Source organism: Rufibacter psychrotolerans (assembly GCF_016924645.1).
Lineage (GTDB): Bacteria > Bacteroidota > Bacteroidia > Cytophagales > Hymenobacteraceae > Nibribacter > Nibribacter psychrotolerans.
Genome location: NZ_JAFFJV010000016.1, coordinates 30,839 through 48,695, shown reverse-complemented (window position 1 = coordinate 48,695; position 17,857 = coordinate 30,839). Strand labels below are relative to the sequence as shown.

The 17,857-nt window shown below is 55.6% G+C and carries 17 protein-coding genes; 11 read left to right on the top strand and 6 right to left on the bottom strand.

Annotated features, from left to right (window positions below):
• Positions 1-158 precede the first annotated feature (158 nt).
• Positions 159-1,187 carry an LLM class flavin-dependent oxidoreductase gene (locus tag JT718_RS15735; RefSeq protein WP_205503678.1) on the top strand — a complete coding sequence of 343 codons (1,029 nt, stop codon included), beginning with the start codon at positions 159-161 and terminating at the stop codon, positions 1,185-1,187.
• 629 nt (positions 1,188-1,816) lie between these two features.
• Here the strand turns inward: JT718_RS15735 and JT718_RS15730 are convergent.
• The 4 genes from JT718_RS15730 to JT718_RS15715 all read right to left on the bottom strand — a co-directional run bounded on the left by JT718_RS15730 (position 1,817) and on the right by JT718_RS15715 (position 3,861).
• Positions 1,817-2,563: a DUF72 domain-containing protein gene (locus tag JT718_RS15730; protein WP_205503677.1), complete on the bottom strand. Its 747-nt coding sequence runs from the start codon at positions 2,561-2,563 to the stop codon at positions 1,817-1,819.
• A 122-nt stretch (positions 2,564-2,685) separates the two neighbouring features.
• Positions 2,686-3,057 (bottom strand): hypothetical protein, encoded by a 372-nt coding sequence (locus JT718_RS15725; protein ID WP_205503676.1) that lies wholly within the window; start codon positions 3,055-3,057, stop codon positions 2,686-2,688.
• Positions 3,030-3,326, bottom strand: a complete 297-nt coding sequence (locus tag JT718_RS15720) for a hypothetical protein (RefSeq protein ID WP_205503675.1) — start codon at positions 3,324-3,326, stop codon at positions 3,030-3,032. Before JT718_RS15720 ends, JT718_RS15725 begins: the two co-directional genes overlap by 28 nt.
• Before the next feature lie 10 nt (positions 3,327-3,336).
• Positions 3,337-3,861 (bottom strand): GAF domain-containing protein, encoded by a 525-nt coding sequence (locus tag JT718_RS15715; RefSeq protein WP_205503674.1) that lies wholly within the window; start codon positions 3,859-3,861, stop codon positions 3,337-3,339.
• A 381-nt stretch (positions 3,862-4,242) separates the two neighbouring features.
• Between JT718_RS15715 and JT718_RS15710 the strand changes: the two genes are divergently transcribed.
• The 9 genes from JT718_RS15710 to JT718_RS15670 all read left to right on the top strand — a co-directional run bounded on the left by JT718_RS15710 (position 4,243) and on the right by JT718_RS15670 (position 15,490).
• A complete protein-coding gene (locus JT718_RS15710) occupies positions 4,243-5,271 on the top strand; it encodes a quinone-dependent dihydroorotate dehydrogenase (RefSeq protein ID WP_205503673.1) in 1,029 nt (342 codons plus the stop codon).
• 84 nt (positions 5,272-5,355) lie between these two features.
• The gene (locus JT718_RS15705; protein WP_205503672.1) at positions 5,356-8,004 is read left to right on the top strand and encodes an FtsK/SpoIIIE family DNA translocase; all 2,649 of its coding nucleotides are present in this window, start codon (positions 5,356-5,358) and stop codon (positions 8,002-8,004) included.
• A 29-nt stretch (positions 8,005-8,033) separates the two neighbouring features.
• The gene (gene lolA1 / locus JT718_RS15700) at positions 8,034-8,687 is read left to right on the top strand and encodes an outer membrane lipoprotein periplasmic chaperone LolA1 (RefSeq protein ID WP_205503671.1); all 654 of its coding nucleotides are present in this window, start codon (positions 8,034-8,036) and stop codon (positions 8,685-8,687) included.
• 187 nt (positions 8,688-8,874) lie between these two features.
• On the top strand, positions 8,875-9,705 hold the full coding sequence (gene pyrF, locus JT718_RS15695) for an orotidine-5'-phosphate decarboxylase (protein ID WP_205503839.1): 831 nt from the start codon (positions 8,875-8,877) through the stop codon (positions 9,703-9,705).
• A gap of 144 nt (positions 9,706-9,849) precedes the next feature.
• Positions 9,850-11,151: a DUF2851 family protein gene (locus JT718_RS15690; RefSeq protein WP_205503670.1), complete on the top strand. Its 1,302-nt coding sequence runs from the start codon at positions 9,850-9,852 to the stop codon at positions 11,149-11,151.
• Complete coding sequence (locus JT718_RS15685) at positions 11,148-12,437, top strand: hypothetical protein (RefSeq protein WP_205503669.1); 1,290 nt, start codon at positions 11,148-11,150, stop codon at positions 12,435-12,437. Before JT718_RS15690 ends, JT718_RS15685 begins: the two co-directional genes overlap by 4 nt.
• 150 nt (positions 12,438-12,587) lie before the next feature.
• Positions 12,588-13,220, top strand: coding sequence for a NeuD/PglB/VioB family sugar acetyltransferase (locus tag JT718_RS15680; RefSeq protein ID WP_205503668.1), 633 nt, complete (start codon positions 12,588-12,590; stop codon positions 13,218-13,220).
• Between the two features lie 223 nt (positions 13,221-13,443).
• Positions 13,444-14,412, top strand: coding sequence for an oxygen-dependent tRNA uridine(34) hydroxylase TrhO (trhO, locus tag JT718_RS15675; RefSeq protein WP_205503667.1), 969 nt, complete (start codon positions 13,444-13,446; stop codon positions 14,410-14,412).
• Between the two features lie 214 nt (positions 14,413-14,626).
• Positions 14,627-15,490, top strand: a complete 864-nt coding sequence (locus JT718_RS15670; protein WP_205503666.1) for a nucleoside phosphorylase — start codon at positions 14,627-14,629, stop codon at positions 15,488-15,490.
• A 255-nt stretch (positions 15,491-15,745) separates the two neighbouring features.
• Here the strand turns inward: JT718_RS15670 and JT718_RS15665 are convergent, their stop codons facing one another.
• A complete protein-coding gene (locus JT718_RS15665) occupies positions 15,746-16,045 on the bottom strand; it encodes a hypothetical protein (RefSeq protein ID WP_205503665.1) in 300 nt (99 codons plus the stop codon).
• Positions 16,046-16,199: 154 nt separating this feature from the next.
• A complete protein-coding gene (locus JT718_RS15660) occupies positions 16,200-17,219 on the bottom strand; it encodes an acyl-CoA reductase (protein WP_205503664.1) in 1,020 nt (339 codons plus the stop codon).
• A gap of 123 nt (positions 17,220-17,342) precedes the next feature.
• Here JT718_RS15660 and JT718_RS15655 point away from each other — a divergent pair, with 123 nt between their 5' ends.
• Entirely contained in the window at positions 17,343-17,690 is a 348-nt protein-coding gene (locus tag JT718_RS15655) for a 4Fe-4S dicluster domain-containing protein (RefSeq protein ID WP_205503663.1), read from the top strand.
• The last annotated feature ends 167 nt before the right edge of the window (positions 17,691-17,857 follow it).

Genomic DNA, 17,857 nt, shown 5'->3' with positions numbered 1-17,857 from the left:
TGAGGAACGAATAAAGCCAGGCTGAGGGTATGCTTACCCAGATGAAACTGCCAGGGTTGCGCAATTTTCGGGCCGTTTTGGGCAAATTAGCCGTAAAACAGCACGCGGCCGCCTGCGGTTAAGGGCTGCCTGCGCTTATTTTACCTGAATGATGCACCATGGCCGAAGCTAAAAAGATAAAACTGAGTGTCCTGGACCAGTCGCCGGTGCGGGCGGGCGGCACCGCCGAACAGGCCCTGCGCGAAACCCTGGAACTGGCTAGACTGGCCGACCGGTTGGGCTATACCCGCTTCTGGGTCTCGGAGCACCACAACACGCTGGGGCTGGCCGGGCCGTCGCCCGAGGTCCTGATTCCGCACCTGGCGGCGCACACCAAGCACCTACGCGTTGGCTCCGGCGGCGTGATGCTGCCGCATTACAGCGCCCTGAAAGTGGCCGAGAACTTTAGGTTGCTGGAGGCGCTCTACCCCAACCGCATTGACCTGGGCATTGGCCGCGCCCCCGGCACCGACCGCAAAACCGCCGCCCTGCTCAACCCCTACAACCAGTTCAACGAGCAGGAGTTTGTCACCCAACTCATAGACCTGGACCGCTACCTTCAGGATGGCCTCAACGGCACCGAGGCCCCCGAAGTGAAGGTCACGCCGCGCTCGGCCGGGGCGCCTGAACGGTGGCTCCTGAGTTCCAGCGGGCAGAGCGGGGTGTTCGCGGCGCACTTTGGCATGGGGTTCTCGTTCGCCCACTTCATCAACCCCAACGGCGGTCCCGAGATGATGCGCGCTTACCAGTCCCGGTTCACGCCATCGGCCCTGCTCAAGGAACCCGCCGGCAACTTCGGGATCTTTGTTATCTGCGCCGACACCGAGGAACGCGCCCAGGAACTGCAACTCTCCATGGACATGCTTCTGCTGCACATCCGGCAGGGCAAAACGGGCGGGGTGCCCTCCTATGAGACCGCCAAAGCTTTCTATGACGACCTGGCCGAAGATGAACTGGCCCAGGTGAAATACAACCGCCAGCGCATGGTGGTAGGCACCCCCGAGCAAGTCAAAGCCCAACTAGACGCTCTGGCTGATGCCTACCACGTAGACGAAATTGTGGTGGTGACCATTACCCATGACTTCCAGGACCGCCTCCGCAGCTATGAGTTGCTGGCCCAAGTGTATGGGCTAGAGCCGAGGGCTTAATAGTTATCTTTAATTGGAGAGTTTTGTTTCGTGCGCTGGCGCGAGTCTGGAGACTCGTGCCTCTGCATGAGGCGAGTCTCAGACTCGTGGGAATTCTGTCACTTTCACTGCCACACGCCTGCTGGTTTTGTTTTCGCATGGTTCGTCTTTGATTGAGCAGAGCAGGTCATTTGCCTTTTGAAATGCGGTTAACACGAAGGCTATTGGAAAGGCTGTTCTCGGGAGTGGTCCAGCAATGCGTGGTGCCGCTGCGGGGCAGCGAGGGTAGTCTGGAGACTACCCGGCATCCGGAGGCACGAATCTCCAGACTCGCGCCAGATAATTTGCTGTCTATCAACCTTCGCTGGCGCGAGCTTGCAGCTCGTGCCTTCACATTGCTGATCCTCTTAAGATAGATTGAAATACCGTTTCCAAATGCGTGCGGACACGAGCTGCAAGCTCGCGCCAGCGGTGAATTCATTCCTAGGCTATGCCTAAGAAGTGCTTCCGGGTCTTTCCCATCCGGTTTCTTTCCGCGCATTGCTGCTTCCAGCGCCTATTGTAGATCAGCGTTTTCGGGTTACTTTTCCAAAAGCAGGTCCAAAACGGCACTGCCCCGCCCTTTTTTAGACACAGCGTAGACTCAGAACTCAAGACTCAGAATTACCTTGCACCAGTTCCTGCAGCCGCAGGGCGTTGAAGGCGGCGTAGCCATTCTGGTCATTGTCAAAATAAAGGTACACGTCTTTGCCTTGTTGGGCCCAGGTCTGGCAGGTGGTAGCCCACCACTGCAGGGCGCTTTCTGCGTAACTGCCGGCGTATTTGCCCTCGGGGCCGTGCAGGCGCACGTACACAAAGTCGGCGGTCACCTCCAGGGGCGACATGTGCCCGGCCAGTTCATAGATGCAGAAGGCGTGGTTGTGGTCCCGAAGCAGCTCATAGATGGCAGGGTGGTACCAACTGGGTTCCCGGAACTCAAAGGTGTAGCGGTAGTAAGACGGCAAGGCCCTCAGAAACTCCTGAAAGCGCTCCACATTCACCCGCCAGGCCGGCGGCAGTTGGAACAGGATAGGCCCCAGTTTCTCCTCCAGCGCCTGCGCGTTGCCCAAGAGTTGCGCCAAGCCCTGCTGCGGCTCCTTCAGCTTCTTCATGTGGGTAATAAACCGGCTGGCCTTCACGGCAAACAGGAAATCTTCGGGCACGCTGGTCCGCCAGGCGGCAAAGGTCTCGGCCGAGGGCAGCCGGTAAAAGGAGTTGTTGATCTCAACGGTTTTAAAGTAGCGCAGGTAATGCTGGGTGAACTGCTTGGACGTGACGCTCGGCGGGTAGAAGTTGCCTTTCCAGTGGTTGTAGTGCCAGCCCGAGGTGCCGATGTAAATGGTTCCTTTCTCCTGCATACCCCGCTTATACCCCTGCGGCGGGCCTGGGGTTCTGGGTAGTTCTGGCGGTTTTTCAGGAAAACGTGCCTGAAACAGGGGAGAGGCGGTGGGGGAAGTAGGTCGAAGCGGCACCCGCCCGGTTACTTGTTCAGGAACCTGTCATAAAAGAGCCCGCCGGCGGCGTAGGCCGCCACGTCCCAAAGGTCAGGCGTGTACCGGGGCAGGAACATGGGGAAAAACAGCTCGAACGACACCGAGACGTACACTACCACAAACCCCACCTGGTAGCCAGAAAGGGTAACGTTAGGGCCATAGAGCGCCCGCAGGCAGAACAAAGTGCCGGTGAGCACCAGGGGCAGGCAGAGCAGGTCATCCAGGTAGTTGCGCAGCCAGAAGGGACGGACCACGTCTAGCCAAACCAGGCAGCGGTGGGCCAGGTAAAGGGCCGCCAAGGCCCAGAACAGCGGGGTGAAGGTGCCCCAGATTAGCCGGCCAGCAGCGCGATCAGCCATAGGAAAAAAGAAACAATGCCCACAAACGCCAGCTGAAAGCCCAGACCGATGCTCTTGTAGAATTTAGTGAAGGCAGAATCCTCCTGGTTAATCTGGATGAGGTCTACCGTGAACCGTTTTTTCTCCTCTTCCCTGCGGTCTTCCTGGGCCTGCTGCCGCTCCAGGGCTATGGGGTCCAGGGGGTGGTGGCAATGTTCGCAAAGGTCGGTGGGGGATTGGTTCCAGGCAGACCAGTGGCCGCAGTGGGGGCATTTTCTGCTTGCTGTCATGGCGGGCGGATTACGGGTGTGCTTCCAGTAAGGCCTCCAGCGAAGGGGAAAGAATGGTAAGCACAAGTTCAAGTAAACTGGGATTGGCAAGCGGTTTCTGGTGCAAAATGGCCACTATGCCCAACAGGTTGCTGTTAGAATCCAGCAGCGGAGCCCCAAAGTAGCTGTTAATCCCGAAGTGCTGAAGGTACGCATCTTTGGGGAAAAGTTTCTGAACGCCCGCAGGAAAATACAGCACCCCGTGCCGGGTCACGTTGGCGCAGGGGCTTCCTTCTATGGAGTACTGGGGCTGGGAAGGCAGCAACTGGCCCTGCAGCAGAATCGTAAGCGCCTGCATCTGGCCCTGGGGCGTAAGGCTGGCCCGGCGGCACAGCATGAGCACGTGGGCGTGCGTCTGCTCATATAAAAACATAAGCACTTTCTCGGCGTAGGCCGCCTGCTCTGACTGCTGGCTCAACAAAACGGCGGCATCCAGCACCTGAATGTCATCGGTGCTCCAAGCTACTTCCAATCGGGGGTTCCAGGTCTCTAACATCTTCAGCTTGTGTCGTTTGCTCTTGGTGAAAAGCAAAATCTGTGCCTCTAGGGTCGCAATGGAATATTCTTGAACCTGAAAAGTAGGACTAAAAAGAGCGCCATGCAAGTGCGAAAACAGGCCTTTTAAACCGACGGGTGGGGAAGGGCTGTGAACCCACGCATTTTGGGTCGTTTTTATGGGAAGTAGGCCTAAAACAGCCACTTAGGTGCGCGGGGCCGGTAGGGTCGGTTTTTGAACTATCCTTAGTGTAAATAAAATACTAAGCAGCAGGGGCTTAGGTTGCCAAACTAGTTTAGGGGCCGCCCCACCCAAGGATAAGTAACTTATTTCACCCCAGAAGCAGGCTAATTTTTTATCTTTGCCTAAACCTGTTTTACCGTGTACAAGAACCTCATTCGCCCGTTGCTCTTCCAGTTAGATCCAGAGAAGGTGCATCATCTTACCGCCTCCGCCCTTAAGAGTGCCTATCAGTTGCCGTTGGCCAAATCCATCAGCCGGGGCATGTTCCAGGTCACCGACCCACGGCTGGAGCGCAAGGTGTTTGGCCTTACCTTCCCCAACCCGGTGGGGCTGGCGGCGGGGTTTGACAAAGATGCCCGCCTGGTGGATGAGTTCGCCGAGATGGGGTTCGGGTTTATTGAGATCGGCACCCTTACGCCCAAGCCCCAGGCCGGTAACCCCAAGCCGCGGCTGTTCCGCCTGCCGCAGGACGGGGCCATCATCAACCGCATGGGCTTCAACAACGAGGGGGTGGCGCAAGCCGTGGAGCGCCTGCGCAGCCGTAAGAGCCAGGTGATTGTGGGCGGCAACATCGGCAAGAACAAGGTCACGCCCAATGAGCAGGCCCTGCAGGATTACCTGTACTGCTTTGATGCCCTCTATGACGTGGTAGATTACTTTGTGGTGAACGTGAGTTCGCCCAATACCCCAGACCTGCGCGCCCTGCAGGAAAAAGAGCCCTTGCGTGACCTGCTCAGCCACCTGCAGCACCGCAACCAGGGCAAAACCAAGCCCAAGCCGCTGCTGCTCAAGATTGCCCCCGACCTGAATAAAGCGCAACTGGATGATATTGTGGAGATAGCGGTGCAGACCCAACTCTCGGGCGTGATCGGCACCAACACCACCATCAGCCGGGCGGGCCTGCACACGCCGGCCAGAACCATTGAGCAGATGGGGGCGGGCGGCCTCAGCGGCAAACCCCTGACCAAGGCGTCTACCGAGGTGCTGCGGTACCTGCGCCAGCAACTGCCCCCAAGCGTTGGACTGGTGGGCGTGGGCGGGATCATGACCCCCGAGGATGCCCTGGAAAAACTGGCGGCCGGCGCCGATCTGGTGCAACTGTATACCGGTTTTATCTACGAGGGCCCGGGCTTGGTGAAGCGCATCAACCAACGGTTGCTCAGGTAATTACTATATAGCAGATACCAGATACTGGTAAAATGTTCAAGGCATATTGGCCGGAAAAATGTAGATTTGAAGTTTGGAGACAGCATGGCAACGAACACATACAAACGCGATGTAGGGACTGGTACGCGGCCTAAGAACACGCCCCGCAGCCAGAATGAACCGAAGGGAAAGACAGAAGCACGCGCCCCCAAAGAGGCCAAGCCCAGAAAGTCGTTCCCCAAACCGCAACTTTCCTTTGATTTCCTGAAAGACCGGCGGCTGCAGCTGTTCATCGGGTTTTTCTTCCTGTTGTCTTCTTTGTACCTGGCCATCGCCTTTGTCTCGTTCCTGTTCACGGGCACCGCCGACCAGAGCGTGGTAGAGTCGGTGACCACCCAGGACATGAAGGAAGCCGGCCTGGCTTCTGAGAACTGGCTGGGCCTCTTCGGGGCCTGGATCTCAGATTATTTTATCAACCGCTGGTTTGGCGTTGCTTCTTTCTTTTTCATCCCGGTGGTGTTCTACATTGGGTACAAGATTGTTTTCCGGCGCACGTCCATCACGCTTTCCTCAGTGGTGACGCTGTGTTTGTTCGGGTTACTCTGGGGCTGCATCACTGCGGGTTACCTGGTGCTCCTCAACAATTCTGCGGCTGAGTTTGGCTACCTGAGCGGGGCCATTGGCTATGAGACCGCGCTTTGGCTGCAGAGTTTGCTGGGCTGGGGAACCGGTCTGCTCATGGGCTTTGCCCTCATTGCCTTCGTTATGTTCTTCTTCAACATCACCACGCTGGGCCGGCCCCGGTTCCCCAAAATGGCGGCTTCGGCCCCGGCCGTGGAGGAGAAACCAGCGGCTAGCGTGTACGCTTCCCCTTCCATGGCCGTGAACCACCTCACCAACCCATCGGGCACGGTGGAACCGGAGGAAGAGGAGGAGCCCGTCTATCCGGCCCCGTTTGCGGTGCAGCCGCAGGAACCGGAAGAAGACCCTGAACCGGAGGTGGAGTACGAAGAGGAATACCTGGAGGAGGACGAACTGGAGGAAGAGCCCGAGGAGGAACTGCTGGCGGTGAACGAGTTGCCGGTCAATGCCCGGGCTGCCGCACCTACCGTTTCGGTGCCACTTTCGCTGGAAGTGGACGAAAACGAAGCTGTTTTGATGGAAGATGCTGAGCCCGAGGATGAGATTGATTTAGCCATCGAGAAAGTGGCCGAGGAAGAAGAAGCCGATGACCTGGTGAGCGAAAACTACGATCCTACCCTGGACTTGCCGCGTTACCAGTATCCGGCGCTGGAACTGCTCATTGACTACGGCGTGGGCAAGGTGCAGGTGACCAAAGAAGAACTGGAGGCCAACAAAGACCGCATCGTGGAGACGCTGGGCAACTACAACATCGGCATTGCCAGCATCAAAGCCACCATTGGCCCAACCGTGACGCTGTATGAGATTGTGCCCGATGCCGGCGTGCGGATTTCCAAAATCAAGAGCCTGGAAGACGACATTGCCCTCAGTTTGGCCGCTTTGGGTATCCGGATCATCGCGCCCATTCCGGGCAAAGGCACCATCGGGATTGAGGTGCCGAACAAGAAAAAGGAGATGGTGCCCATCAAGTCCATCCTGAGCACCGAGAAATTCCTGAAAAGCGAGATGGACCTGCCCATTGCCTTCGGGAAAACCATCACCAACGAGGTCTTCATCGCCGATTTGGCCAAGATGCCGCACTTGCTCATGGCGGGTGCCACGGGTCAGGGTAAATCCGTGGGTCTGAACGCGATCCTGACCTCATTGCTGTACAAGCGTCACCCGTCGCAGTTGAAGTTTGTGCTGGTAGACCCTAAAAAGGTGGAATTGTCTTTGTTCAACAAGATTGAGCGCCATTTCCTGGCCAAACTGCCCGATGCCGAGGAGGCCATCATCACTGATACCAAAAAAGTGGTGAACACGCTGAACTCGCTCTGTATGGAGATGGACCAGCGCTATGATCTGCTCAAAGACGCCGGCTGCCGCAACCTGAAGGAGTACAACCTCAAATTTGTGGAGCGCCGCCTCAATCCTAAGAAAGGCCACCGTTTCATGCCGTTCATTGTGCTGGTGATTGACGAGCTGGCCGATTTGATGATGACCGCCGGAAAAGAAGTGGAAACTCCTATCGCGCGTCTGGCGCAGCTGGCCCGCGCCATCGGGATTCACCTGGTGGTGGCCACGCAGCGTCCATCCGTAAACGTGATCACGGGTATCATCAAAGCCAACTTCCCGGCGCGTATCTCCTTTAAGGTAACGTCTAAGATTGACTCCCGTACCATTCTGGACACCGGCGGTGCCGACCAGTTGATTGGTCAGGGAGACATGCTGTTCTCGCTGGGGTCAGACCTCATCCGGGTGCAGTGCGCGTTTGTGGATACGCCCGAAGTGGACCGCATCTGTGAGTTCATTGGTGAGCAGCAGGGTTACCCAGACGCCTATCTGTTGCCGGAGTTTGTGGGCGACGAGAGCGGCAACGAGAAAGCCGATTTTGACCCCAGCAACAAAGATTCCATGTTTGAGGAGGCGGCTCGTATTGTGGTCACGCACCAGCAGGGAAGTACCTCGCTGTTGCAGCGTCGCCTCAAGCTGGGCTACAACCGAGCCGGCCGATTGATTGACCAACTGGAAGCCGCCGGCGTAGTGGGGCCGTTTGAAGGCAGCAAAGCCCGTGAAGTTTTAATTCCCGACGAATACAGTTTGGAACAGTTATTGAATAACATGGATTCGTAAGTAAACCCGAATCTATTTAACCACAGACCATGAAACGATTTTTTTCATATCTGCTCGCGCTGTTGGCGGTAGTGCAACTGGCCCACGCCCAGAACGTGCAGAAAGACCCCCAGGCTGAGCGCATTCTGGACGCCATGAGCAAGAAATACCAGGCCATGAACGCTTTCAAAGTGGCGTTCACGCAAACGGTAGAAAGCCCATCGGCCAAAGCCAAGGAGTCTATTTCCGGCGATATTTTGGTGTCGGGCAACAAATTTCGGCTGGCCGTGGCCGGGCAGGAGATCATCAACAACGGCGCCACCATCTGGACCTTCATGAAGAAGGAGAACGAAGTCACCATCTCTGACAACGACCCAGACGAGCAGGAGCTCACGCCTAACCAGATCTACACCCTCTACAAAAAAGGCTACCGCTACATGTACGCCGGCGAGGAGAAGGAAGGCGGCGAGGCGGTGCACGTGATTGACCTAACCCCCAATGACCGCGACAACCAGGTGTTCAAAATCAGGCTGCACATCAGCAAGAAAGACAATTCCCTGAAGTCCTGGAAGATGTTCCGCAAGAACGGTAACCGCTACACCTACAAGATCAACAAGTTCACGCCCAACGTGCCGGTGACGGCCGCCACGTTTACCTTTGACAAGAGCAAGTACAAAGGCGTGAAAGTGGTAGACCTGAGATAGGAGCCCGTAGCAAGGCCCAGGCCCCAAGATGGTTTAGGAAGGCTCCCGCTGAAAAGCGGGAGCCTTTTTGTTTTAGGCCCGTTCTGCGGGAAGAAAATCAAGGGGAACGGCTGCCATTTTTCGCCTGATTTCCCCAAAACCTGCCCAAAACGCCTTAGCTTTGCGGCAACCTACCTTATCGCTCATCATGAACAGACAACAGCTTTTTGAGCAGATTCAGCGCAAGCGCTCCTTCCTCTGCATCGGCCTGGATACCGACATCAAGAAGATTCCGCCGCATTTGCTTCAATTTGAAGATCCTCTGTATGAGTTTAACCGGCAGATCATTGAGGCTACCGCAGATCTGTGCGTGGCCTACAAGCCCAACATTGCGTTCTATGAGGCGCACGGCCCCAAAGGCTGGGTAAGCCTGGAACGCACCCTGGCCGCCATTCCGCAGGACATCTTCACCATTGCCGATGCCAAACGCGGCGACATTGGCAACACCTCAGAACTGTACGCCCGCGCCTTCTTTGAGCAGATGAACTTTGACTCGCTCACCGTGGCGCCGTACATGGGCATAGATTCAGTAACGCCCTTCCTGCAGTTCCCCAACAAGTGGGTGATTTTGCTGGCGCTTACCTCTAACCCGGGCCATGATGATTTCCAGTTGCTGAGCGTGGTGTCTGAGGGCAAATCATACTTCATGTTTGAGAAGGTGATCCACAACAGCCAGGCCTGGGGCACCGCCGATAACCTGATGTACGTGGTGGGTGCCACCCGCCATGACTACCTGGAGCGCATCCGCGATCTGGCCCCAGACCACTTCCTGCTGGTGCCGGGCGTGGGCGCACAGGGCGGAAGTCTGGCAGAAGTAGCCAAGTACGGCATGAACAAGCAGTGCGGCTTGCTGGTCAACTCTGCCCGCCAGATCATTTACGCTTCTCAGGGCGAAGACTTCGCCGAGAAAGCCCGCGCGGCGGCCTTAACCGTGCAGCAGGAGATGGAGCGCTACCTCAACGAGTACCTGCCCAAATAGCCCTGGCGTTTACAGCGTACTCATCTGTTTTAAGCCCGATTCAGTAAAATAGGCCCTAAAACAGAAAGCCTTCTCCAGCAGAGGTCTCAAAGCAGCCTTTCATGTGCGCCTGCGTATGAGCAGAGACACGTGAAAGGCTGTTCCATGAAAGAAGACTTCCTGCACTACCTCTGGCGCTACCAGTACTTCGGGAAAGCAGGTCTGCTGACCACCACCGGTGAAGCAGTGGTCGTGCTGCATCCTGGCTTCTACAACCGCTCCAACGCCGGCCCGGATTTTACCGGGGCCCGGATCAGGATTGGCGATACCGAATGGGTGGGCAGCGTGGAACTGCACCTGAAGGCCTCTGACTGGCGCCGGCACCAACACCAGCACGATGCCCGGTACAACCAGGTGGTGCTGCACGTAGTGTGGGAAAACGATGAACCCGTTCTCCGGGAAGAAGGAACCCTGATGCCCACCCTGGAACTGCGGGGCCGGACAGCGCTGCCCTTGCAGGCCAAATACCAGGAGCTGGTCTGGAGCCAGGAAGTGATTCCCTGCGCCCCGCAGCTCCCGCAGGTAGATCCGGTCTATAAATCCTCCATGATGGACAAAACGCTGCTGGAACGGCTTGAAGCCAAAGCCAAGGTGGTGCTGGAGCGGCTGGAGCAAAACAAACAGGATTGGGAAAGCACCGTGTACCAGACCATGGCGGCCGGGTTCGGGTTTAAGATTAACCAGGAAGGCTTCCTGAGGTTGGTACAGGTCCTGCCCCTAGGCTTGGTGAAACGCTACCGGCACTCCGCGAAGCAACTGGAGGCCCTGGTGTTTGGGCAGGCCGGGTTGTTACAGGCGGGCCAGGCAGAACTACAGGAAGAGTACCTGACAAGCATGGCGAAGGAGCACCAATACCTGGCGAAGAAGCATTCGCTGCCCCCGGCTCTTCCGCAGAGCGCCTGGAATTACCTTAGGCTCAGGCCTGCCAATTTCCCGGCGGTAAGGGTAGCCCAATGGTTGGCCGTGTTGCAAGCCCATGAGCACCTGTGGTCGGGATTGGTGGCCTGTGAGACAAAACAGGAGTACCATGCCTTCTTTAAGCAGGTGCCGCCCCGCTACTGGCAGCAGCATTACGGGCCCGGTAAACCCGCCAAAACTCCTCTGCCAGGAATGGGCGACGAGAGTGTTGACGGACTCCTGATTAACGTGGTAGCGCCCCTGCTGGTAGCCTACAGCCGCCGCATAGATAAAGGAGCCTTTCAGGAGAAAGCGGTAGACCTGCTGGAAAGCATGAGCAAGGAGCACAACAGCATCACTCGCCTGTTCACCGGTTTGGGCTTCCCGCACAGATCGGCCGGAGATTCCCAGGCACTCCTGGGGCTCTACCATGGCTACTGCACTCCCCGAAAATGCGTACATTGCGTGGTCGGGCACCGCCTGATGAAACAGAACCTCTCTCCCGCATGAACCAACTCGCCGATTGGCTCCACCTTCCCGTTTTCTTTTTGTTGGTGTATCTGCTTTGGCAGCCTGTGCGGGGAAAAGGCTTGGGCTTGGTTTTCTGGTCAGCTTTGTTGTTCAAACTTGGGTGCGGGGTTGTTTTAGGGTGGATTTATTTGAACTATTTAGACGAAGGTGGAGATACTTGGACCAGTCATACCGCAACCCTGAAGGTGGTGGAGGCCGCAACACAAAACCCGTCCTGGTACCTTAGGTTCCTGTTTTTTAATGATGTAACTGACACTGGCATAGGTTGGAGTACGTACTCCAATTCTCTGTTTTTCCTGAAGCCGCTCAGCCTCTTCTATTTCTTAACCAACAGCTCTTACTGGTGGAGCGGAGCCTACCTCTCTTTGTTCAGTTTCTGGGGATGCTGGTTCCTGGTTCAAAAGCTTGGCGAATACTTTCCGCAGTTTAGGATGGGAGCCCTCATTGCTTTTTTGTACTTCCCCTCGGTGGTTTTCTGGACCAGCGGTGTCACCAAAGATGCGCTCTTCATGGGAAGTCTTTGCCTTACGGTAGGGCTGTTCCTGCAGCTTTACAAGGCAACCAAAGTAGCTGAGTCCTGGAGACCGCTGCTATGGCTTTTCCCCTGCATTTGGCTGCTCTGGCGCATTAAGTTCTTTTTGGCAGCCGTTGTTTTGGTGCTTTTAACCACTTTCCTGGCGGTGAAATGGCTGGTGAACCGGGTAGAGTGGCTCCGGCCGACGGCAAGGCAGTGCATGGTCTGGTTGGGGCTACTGGTAATAGGAGCGTTTATAGCCTCTTTTGCCCATCCTACCTTTAAGCTTGATTTCTTCGTCCGGCACATTCTCTGGAACTACCACAACCTTCTGGCAATCACGGATCTCTCCAAACCGCACTTGGCGTTTCCCCACTTACAGCCTACTGTGGTTTCTGTGGTGTTGCACGCGCCGTCTGCCGTGTTTCAGATGCTATGCAGGCCGTTTATCTGGGAGCCCGCGCCTCTGCTCTACAAGCTCATGGCTGTTGAAAGCCTCGTTCTGGTTCTAGTTGTATTGCTGTGCGTGTTTCAACTGGTTAAAACTAGAAGGCTCCCTCAGCTACCTTCTTTCTTAGCCGCTTTGCTCGTCTTTTTCATAATCTCGGCGGTATTGGTGACGCTTCCCACGCCTAACCTGGGTTCTCTGCACCGATACCGGGCACCATTACTACCCTTCTTTTTGTTAGTGGTGATAAGTTGGGGGCCAATCCCTCACTGGATCAAGCGGCTGTCTTCCAGGAGAAGGTAACCTATTCGGTTTTCTTTGCCTATTTTTGCGGGCCGATTGTTTTCGATCCGTTTTTCTGAAAACAGGCGTCACCCAAGCCTCTTTTCTGGCAGGAAGAGGCACCGTAGGCTTTCCCGCAGGACAGCCGTACATACACCAAAAGTAAAGACCATGCAAAATCCCGTAATCATATTAGGCGCCCAGGAGTTGGGCGTGCTGGCGTTAGATGCTTTCCAGAGCAACGACGTCATTGTGTATTGCTTTCTAGACGACAAAGTAGCCCTGCAGCAACAAGAGGTGAACGAGATCACCGTGATGGGCAACACCGAGGACGAGAATTTCCTCAAAATGCTAGGCGAGAAATGTGACGTGTTTGTGGCCGCCGAAGATACGGCCGCGCGCAAAAGCCTCACCAACATGCTCAAGGAAGATTACAAGGTGGTGCCCGTGAACGCCATCCATAAGTTCAGCTACGTGTCTGAGCACGCCTGGCTGGGGCACGGTAACTTCGTGCAGGCCGGTGCCATCGTGAACGCCAACGCTAAGGTGGGCAACGGCTGCATCATTGGCGGACGGGCTGTGGTAGACACCAATGCCGTTTTGGAAGATCATGTGCAGTTAGGGGCCGGTGCCATGGTCAACGCGGGCGTCACCATCGCCGAAGGGGCTTTCATTGGCACGGGGGCCGTAATCGTATCGGGGGTGAAAATTGGGAAGAATGCCCGCGTGGGCGCCGGAGCAGTGGTAGTGGCCGATGTGGCTGCCAAACAAACCGTCTTCGGGAACCCGGCCAAACCGGTTTAGAAAGACACAGGACGCAAGACATAAGCCACAGGACTTCTGTTATCCCAATGAAGGAGACTCAGGACTACAGACTCAGAACTCAGGACTGATATTTGTCATTTTCCGTTTTCGGGCTGTTTTCTGTAAATTTGCCCAAAATTAGAACTCAAGAAGAGAGTCTTATGTCTTGAATCTTGTGTCTTATGTCTCACTACATTTTACACTTAGTCTGAAACTAAGCCGTATGAAAAAGTACAGTATCTTACTCTATTACCATTACACCAAGATTGAAGACCCAGAGGCTTTCCGGGAGGAGCACCACCTGCTGTGTCTTAAGTTGAACCTGCTGGGCCGCATTATTGTGGCGTCTGAGGGCCTGAACGGAACCGTCTCGGGCCTGGTGGAAGACTGCGAGGCCTATATGGCTGCTGTAAAGGCCGATGCACGTTTTGAGGGCATCGACTTCAAGGTGGACTACGCCGACGAGCACGCGTTCACCAAGCTGCACGTGCGGCACAAGCCCGAAATTGTACACGCCGGCCTGCGTAACATTGACCCCACCCAACGCACCGGGGTGCACTTGTCGCCGCAGGAATTCAAGGAGATGAAAGACCAGGATGACGTGGTGGTGCTGGACGTGCGCTCAGACTATGAGCACAGCATGGGCAAGTTCAAGAACGCCGTCACGCTGGACATTGAAAACTTCAGGGAATTCCCCGAAAAGCTGGACGAACTGAAGGAGAAGTACGAGGGCAAGAAAATCCTGACGTACTGCACCGGCGGCATTAAGTGCGAAAAAGCCAGTGCGTTCCTGCTGGAGAAAGGCTTTGAAAACGTGTATCAGTTGCACGGGGGCATCATCAAGTACGGCATGGAAGCCGGCGGCGAGGACTTTGAGGGCAAATGCTACGTGTTTGACAACCGCGTGGCCGTAGACGTGAACACCGTAAACCCCGTGGTGATTTCCCGCTGCCACGTGTGCAGCACGCCCTCGGCCCGTATGGTAAACTGCGCCAACCCGCACTGCAACCTGCACGTGCCCATCTGCGAGGAATGCGGCACCAAGATGGACGGCGCCTGCTCCACCACCTGCCAGGAACACCCCGACAAGCGTCCCTATGACGGCACTGGGTATTACCAGAAAAACACCAACGGCTACAACCCGTACAAAGGCCTGACCCGACGCAAGACGGAGCAACCCAAGGCTGTATAAAGAAGATAATTTGTGAAGAAAGCGCCTGATGTTGCTTCAGAAGTAAGCAGTGTCGGGCGCTTTTCTGTTTTATATTTCCCTCGCTCGCCTCTGGCGGGTGTGAGTTGCTTTCGGCCTCTGGCCGATGGCTCTGATTTGAGAATGACCAAAAACGTTCCTGCTTCCGCCTAAGGCGAAGGCAAAAAGGGATTCCACCACCTAAAACTATGAACCTATGGCCCGTATTCCGGAGTCTGAACTGATTTTGAACGCCGATGGCAGCATCTACCACCTGAACCTGCTGCCCGAGATGATCTCTGACACCATCATCACCGTGGGCGACCAGGACCGCGTGGCCCGCGTGAGCCGCCACTTTGATTCCATGGAGGTGCAGGTGGCCAAGCGCGAGTTTGTCACGCACACCGGCTACTATAAAGGCAAGCGGATCTCGGTGGTGTCTACGGGCATCGGGACGGACAACATTGACATCGTGCTGAACGAGCTGGACGCGCTGGTGAACATAGACTTCGTGAGTCGCGAACCAGTGGCCCCTGAAGACCGCATCGCCCTCAAGATTGTGCGCATTGGCACCTCCGGCGCTCTGCAGGAAGACGTGCCGCTGGGCAGCCACCTGGCCACTGAGTACGCCGTGGGGCTAGACACGCTTATGCAGTTCTACCCGCTCATGGAAACCGGCTACGAGACCGAGATTGCCGTGAACCTGCAACTGGCCCTTGGGCTGGGGTTCCTGCCCTACTGCGCCAAAGGCTCAGACCTGTTGCGGGAACAGATTGCCGGAGACATGATTCACGGAAACACGTTCACCTGCCCTGGGTTCTACGCCCCCCAGGGCCGTTTGCTGCGCCTGCAGCCCAAGATTGAAGGCGTAATTGAAAAGCTGCAGGCGTTCCGGTTTGAGGACGTACGGTTCACCAACTTTGAGATGGAAACCGCCGGCATCTACAGCCTGGGCCGCCTGCTGGGGCACGAGGTGCTTTCGCTCAACGCCATTGTGGCCAACCGCATTACCCACCAGTTCGCTCAAAATGCCGAGGAAGTGATTGATGACCTGATTCTGAAAGTGCTGGAGAGAATCTAATGCCCAGATTTCCTCCGCTTGCGAGCCTAGCCTCTGGCTGATGACTGGCCCAGGCGTACGCTGGTGTTTACGTTTTGAGGCTGGTTTTTAAAATTAAGCCCCAGAATGACTGTTCAGCAGAAGTAGGCTTTAGGCGATGCTATCGCCAATAGCAGAATAGCACCGTAAACCCGCTGCAAGAGAAAGGCCTTTGGTTGAACACCAAAGGCCTTTTCTGCTTTATCAGTAAATGTGATGTAACGTACGCCGTCTTGCTTAGAAGAACTCCACTCCTAAGATGGAGCGGGTGGGCAAGGTAACCCCAGATTTGATGGTGGTGAATTCCTTGTCAACTTGCCAGATGGTAGTCTGTACCCGAAGCACATCGCCGGTGACCACCTGGAAGGAGAGTTCTACCTTTCCCTGGTAGCCATTGCCTAAACGGCTGGCGCGTTCCAGATCATGCTGACGCCTTACCTTAGATTCTTTATCGGGTAGTACGTCCTCTTGTCCGAACTGTAGCTGCGGTATGATTTCCTTCTCAATCAGTTGGTGGTGGGGCAGGGTTTTTTCCATGGTAAGCGTGTTTGATGTTAGTCGGTATACCAATGAATAAAGAATTTATTACATCTGCAAACGATATTTTATGCAATAAAGCTGCATGAAATCTGTTGCCACCGTGAAAAAACGCGTTTTAGGGCTACTTTTTAAGAAACGGCCCTAAAGGATATTACAATTTAAGCAAGAATTCCATGGTATCCACGCCATCGGCGTAATCCTTCACAGAGGGGCACTGCGCTTGCCCGAAGGCGAAGCTCTGGGGCCAGTGCGCTTCCTTGGAAACCACGCATTGCAGCTTCTCCTGCACCGCCTCCAGCTTCTGGGCCAGGTCTTCCTTAGTGGTATACGGCTCATAGAAAAGGACCGAGATGGGGGAGACCAACTGCTGGCTTTGGGTCACCATCAGGAAACCGTTGTCCAGGTGCGGCACGCCGTTCACCAGGTAAATGGACTTGTTGTAGTCGTAGTTGTTCTGGTACTTGTGGTGGTTGGCTACCTCCTGTTTAGACTGAATGGCTTCAAAAAACGGAGTGAAGTCGTAGTCCTGGGGCACGTAGGCTTTGGCCACGTTTCGGCAGCCCAGGCCATAGTACTGCAAGATGTCATCGCCAAGGGCCGCTAATTCTTCCTGGGTTTCCTCGCCGGTGAGCACGGCCACACTGGTGCGGTTTTTCCTGATAATGTTGGGGCGCTTGGCAAAGTAATACTCAAAGTAGCGGGCCGTGTTGTCAGAGCCAGTGGCAATAATGGCGTCAGACTCCTTTAGCATCTGCACCAGTTGAATCTGCTCCTGAAACTGCGGTTCAATCTCCACCAGCTTGCCCAGCAGGTGCGGCAGCAGGAAAGGGTCATCTGAGCTGGGCTTGGCCTGCAGCACATGGCCGGTAATCAGGATACAAAGCGCGTCATGGAAACCCACGGCCGGAATGTTCCCCGCCATGACCACGCCCACTTTCTTAGGCGAAGGATTGGTTTGGGGAATATCATATTGAGCCACCCAGGCCTCCAGTTGGTCTTTCTGCAACATGCTGGCAATGCCGTCCAGCGCCGCCGAGACGTTGGGGAAGTCAAAGAAGTTATTGTGCTGGCCGGCCCGGCGGGCCAGGTAGCGGCGTTCCTCTTCGGGTAAGGTGCGGAGGTAATCTCCCAGTTGTATAAAAGCGGAAAGTCTGTTTTCTAAGGTAAGCATATTGGGGAAACAGTGGAAGCGTGAGAAACGTTTGATACAATGCGCATAACCTATTACTTTTGTGCGCGGAATGGCGTGCCCAGGGCGGCGCGAAATTACTAAAAAGAAACAGGAGATACGATTATGGCTATAATGATTACGGATGAGTGTATCAACTGCGGCGCCTGCGAGCCGGAGTGCCCCAACACGGCTATCTATGAAGGTGGCGTACAGTGGACCTGGGCCGATGGTACCTCTCTGACCCAAGTGGAAAAAGACGGCGGCGTAGTAGTGGACGGCAAAGCCCCGCAACCGCCTATCTCAGATGAGTTTTATTACATAGTCTCTGACAAGTGCACCGAGTGCGTCGGTTTCCACGAGGAACCGCAGTGTGCCGCGGTCTGCCCGGTAGACTGCTGCGTGGATGACCCCGATTACCGCGAGACCGAGGAAGCCTTGTTAGCCAAGAAAGAGTGGTTGCACGCCAGCTAATCTTTCCATAGAAAGCTATTCAGGAACCCGCCTCGTGCGGGTTTTTTGTTTTATGACGTTTCAGGGCTGGTTTCTGTAAAATTGACCCGAAACGGGAGCCACTATTTGTTCGCTGGCGCGAGCCTCTGGCTCGTGTCCCCACGCATTGCATACCTTCTTTTTGTCCT

What these genes read in the sequence shown, in the direction of transcription:
- JT718_RS15735 (WP_205503678.1), top strand. Translation starts at nt 159, where the DNA reads ATGGCCGAAGCTAAAAAGATAAAACTGAGTGTCCTGGACCAGTCGCCG.
- JT718_RS15730 (WP_205503677.1), bottom strand. Translation starts at nt 2,563, where the DNA reads ATGCAGGAGAAAGGAACCATTTACATCGGCACCTCGGGCTGGCACTAC.
- JT718_RS15725 (WP_205503676.1), bottom strand. Translation starts at nt 3,057, where the DNA reads ATGGCTGATCGCGCTGCTGGCCGGCTAATCTGGGGCACCTTCACCCCG.
- JT718_RS15720 (WP_205503675.1), bottom strand. Translation starts at nt 3,326, where the DNA reads ATGACAGCAAGCAGAAAATGCCCCCACTGCGGCCACTGGTCTGCCTGG.
- JT718_RS15715 (WP_205503674.1), bottom strand. Translation starts at nt 3,861, where the DNA reads ATGTTAGAGACCTGGAACCCCCGATTGGAAGTAGCTTGGAGCACCGAT.
- JT718_RS15705 (WP_205503672.1), top strand. Translation starts at nt 5,356, where the DNA reads ATGGCAACGAACACATACAAACGCGATGTAGGGACTGGTACGCGGCCT.
- lolA1 (WP_205503671.1), top strand. Translation starts at nt 8,034, where the DNA reads ATGAAACGATTTTTTTCATATCTGCTCGCGCTGTTGGCGGTAGTGCAA.
- pyrF (WP_205503839.1), top strand. Translation starts at nt 8,875, where the DNA reads ATGAACAGACAACAGCTTTTTGAGCAGATTCAGCGCAAGCGCTCCTTC.
- JT718_RS15690 (WP_205503670.1), top strand. Translation starts at nt 9,850, where the DNA reads ATGAAAGAAGACTTCCTGCACTACCTCTGGCGCTACCAGTACTTCGGG.
- JT718_RS15685 (WP_205503669.1), top strand. Translation starts at nt 11,148, where the DNA reads ATGAACCAACTCGCCGATTGGCTCCACCTTCCCGTTTTCTTTTTGTTG.
- JT718_RS15680 (WP_205503668.1), top strand. Translation starts at nt 12,588, where the DNA reads ATGCAAAATCCCGTAATCATATTAGGCGCCCAGGAGTTGGGCGTGCTG.
- trhO (WP_205503667.1), top strand. Translation starts at nt 13,444, where the DNA reads ATGAAAAAGTACAGTATCTTACTCTATTACCATTACACCAAGATTGAA.
- JT718_RS15670 (WP_205503666.1), top strand. Translation starts at nt 14,627, where the DNA reads ATGGCCCGTATTCCGGAGTCTGAACTGATTTTGAACGCCGATGGCAGC.
- JT718_RS15665 (WP_205503665.1), bottom strand. Translation starts at nt 16,045, where the DNA reads ATGGAAAAAACCCTGCCCCACCACCAACTGATTGAGAAGGAAATCATA.
- JT718_RS15660 (WP_205503664.1), bottom strand. Translation starts at nt 17,219, where the DNA reads ATGCTTACCTTAGAAAACAGACTTTCCGCTTTTATACAACTGGGAGAT.
- JT718_RS15655 (WP_205503663.1), top strand. Translation starts at nt 17,343, where the DNA reads ATGGCTATAATGATTACGGATGAGTGTATCAACTGCGGCGCCTGCGAG.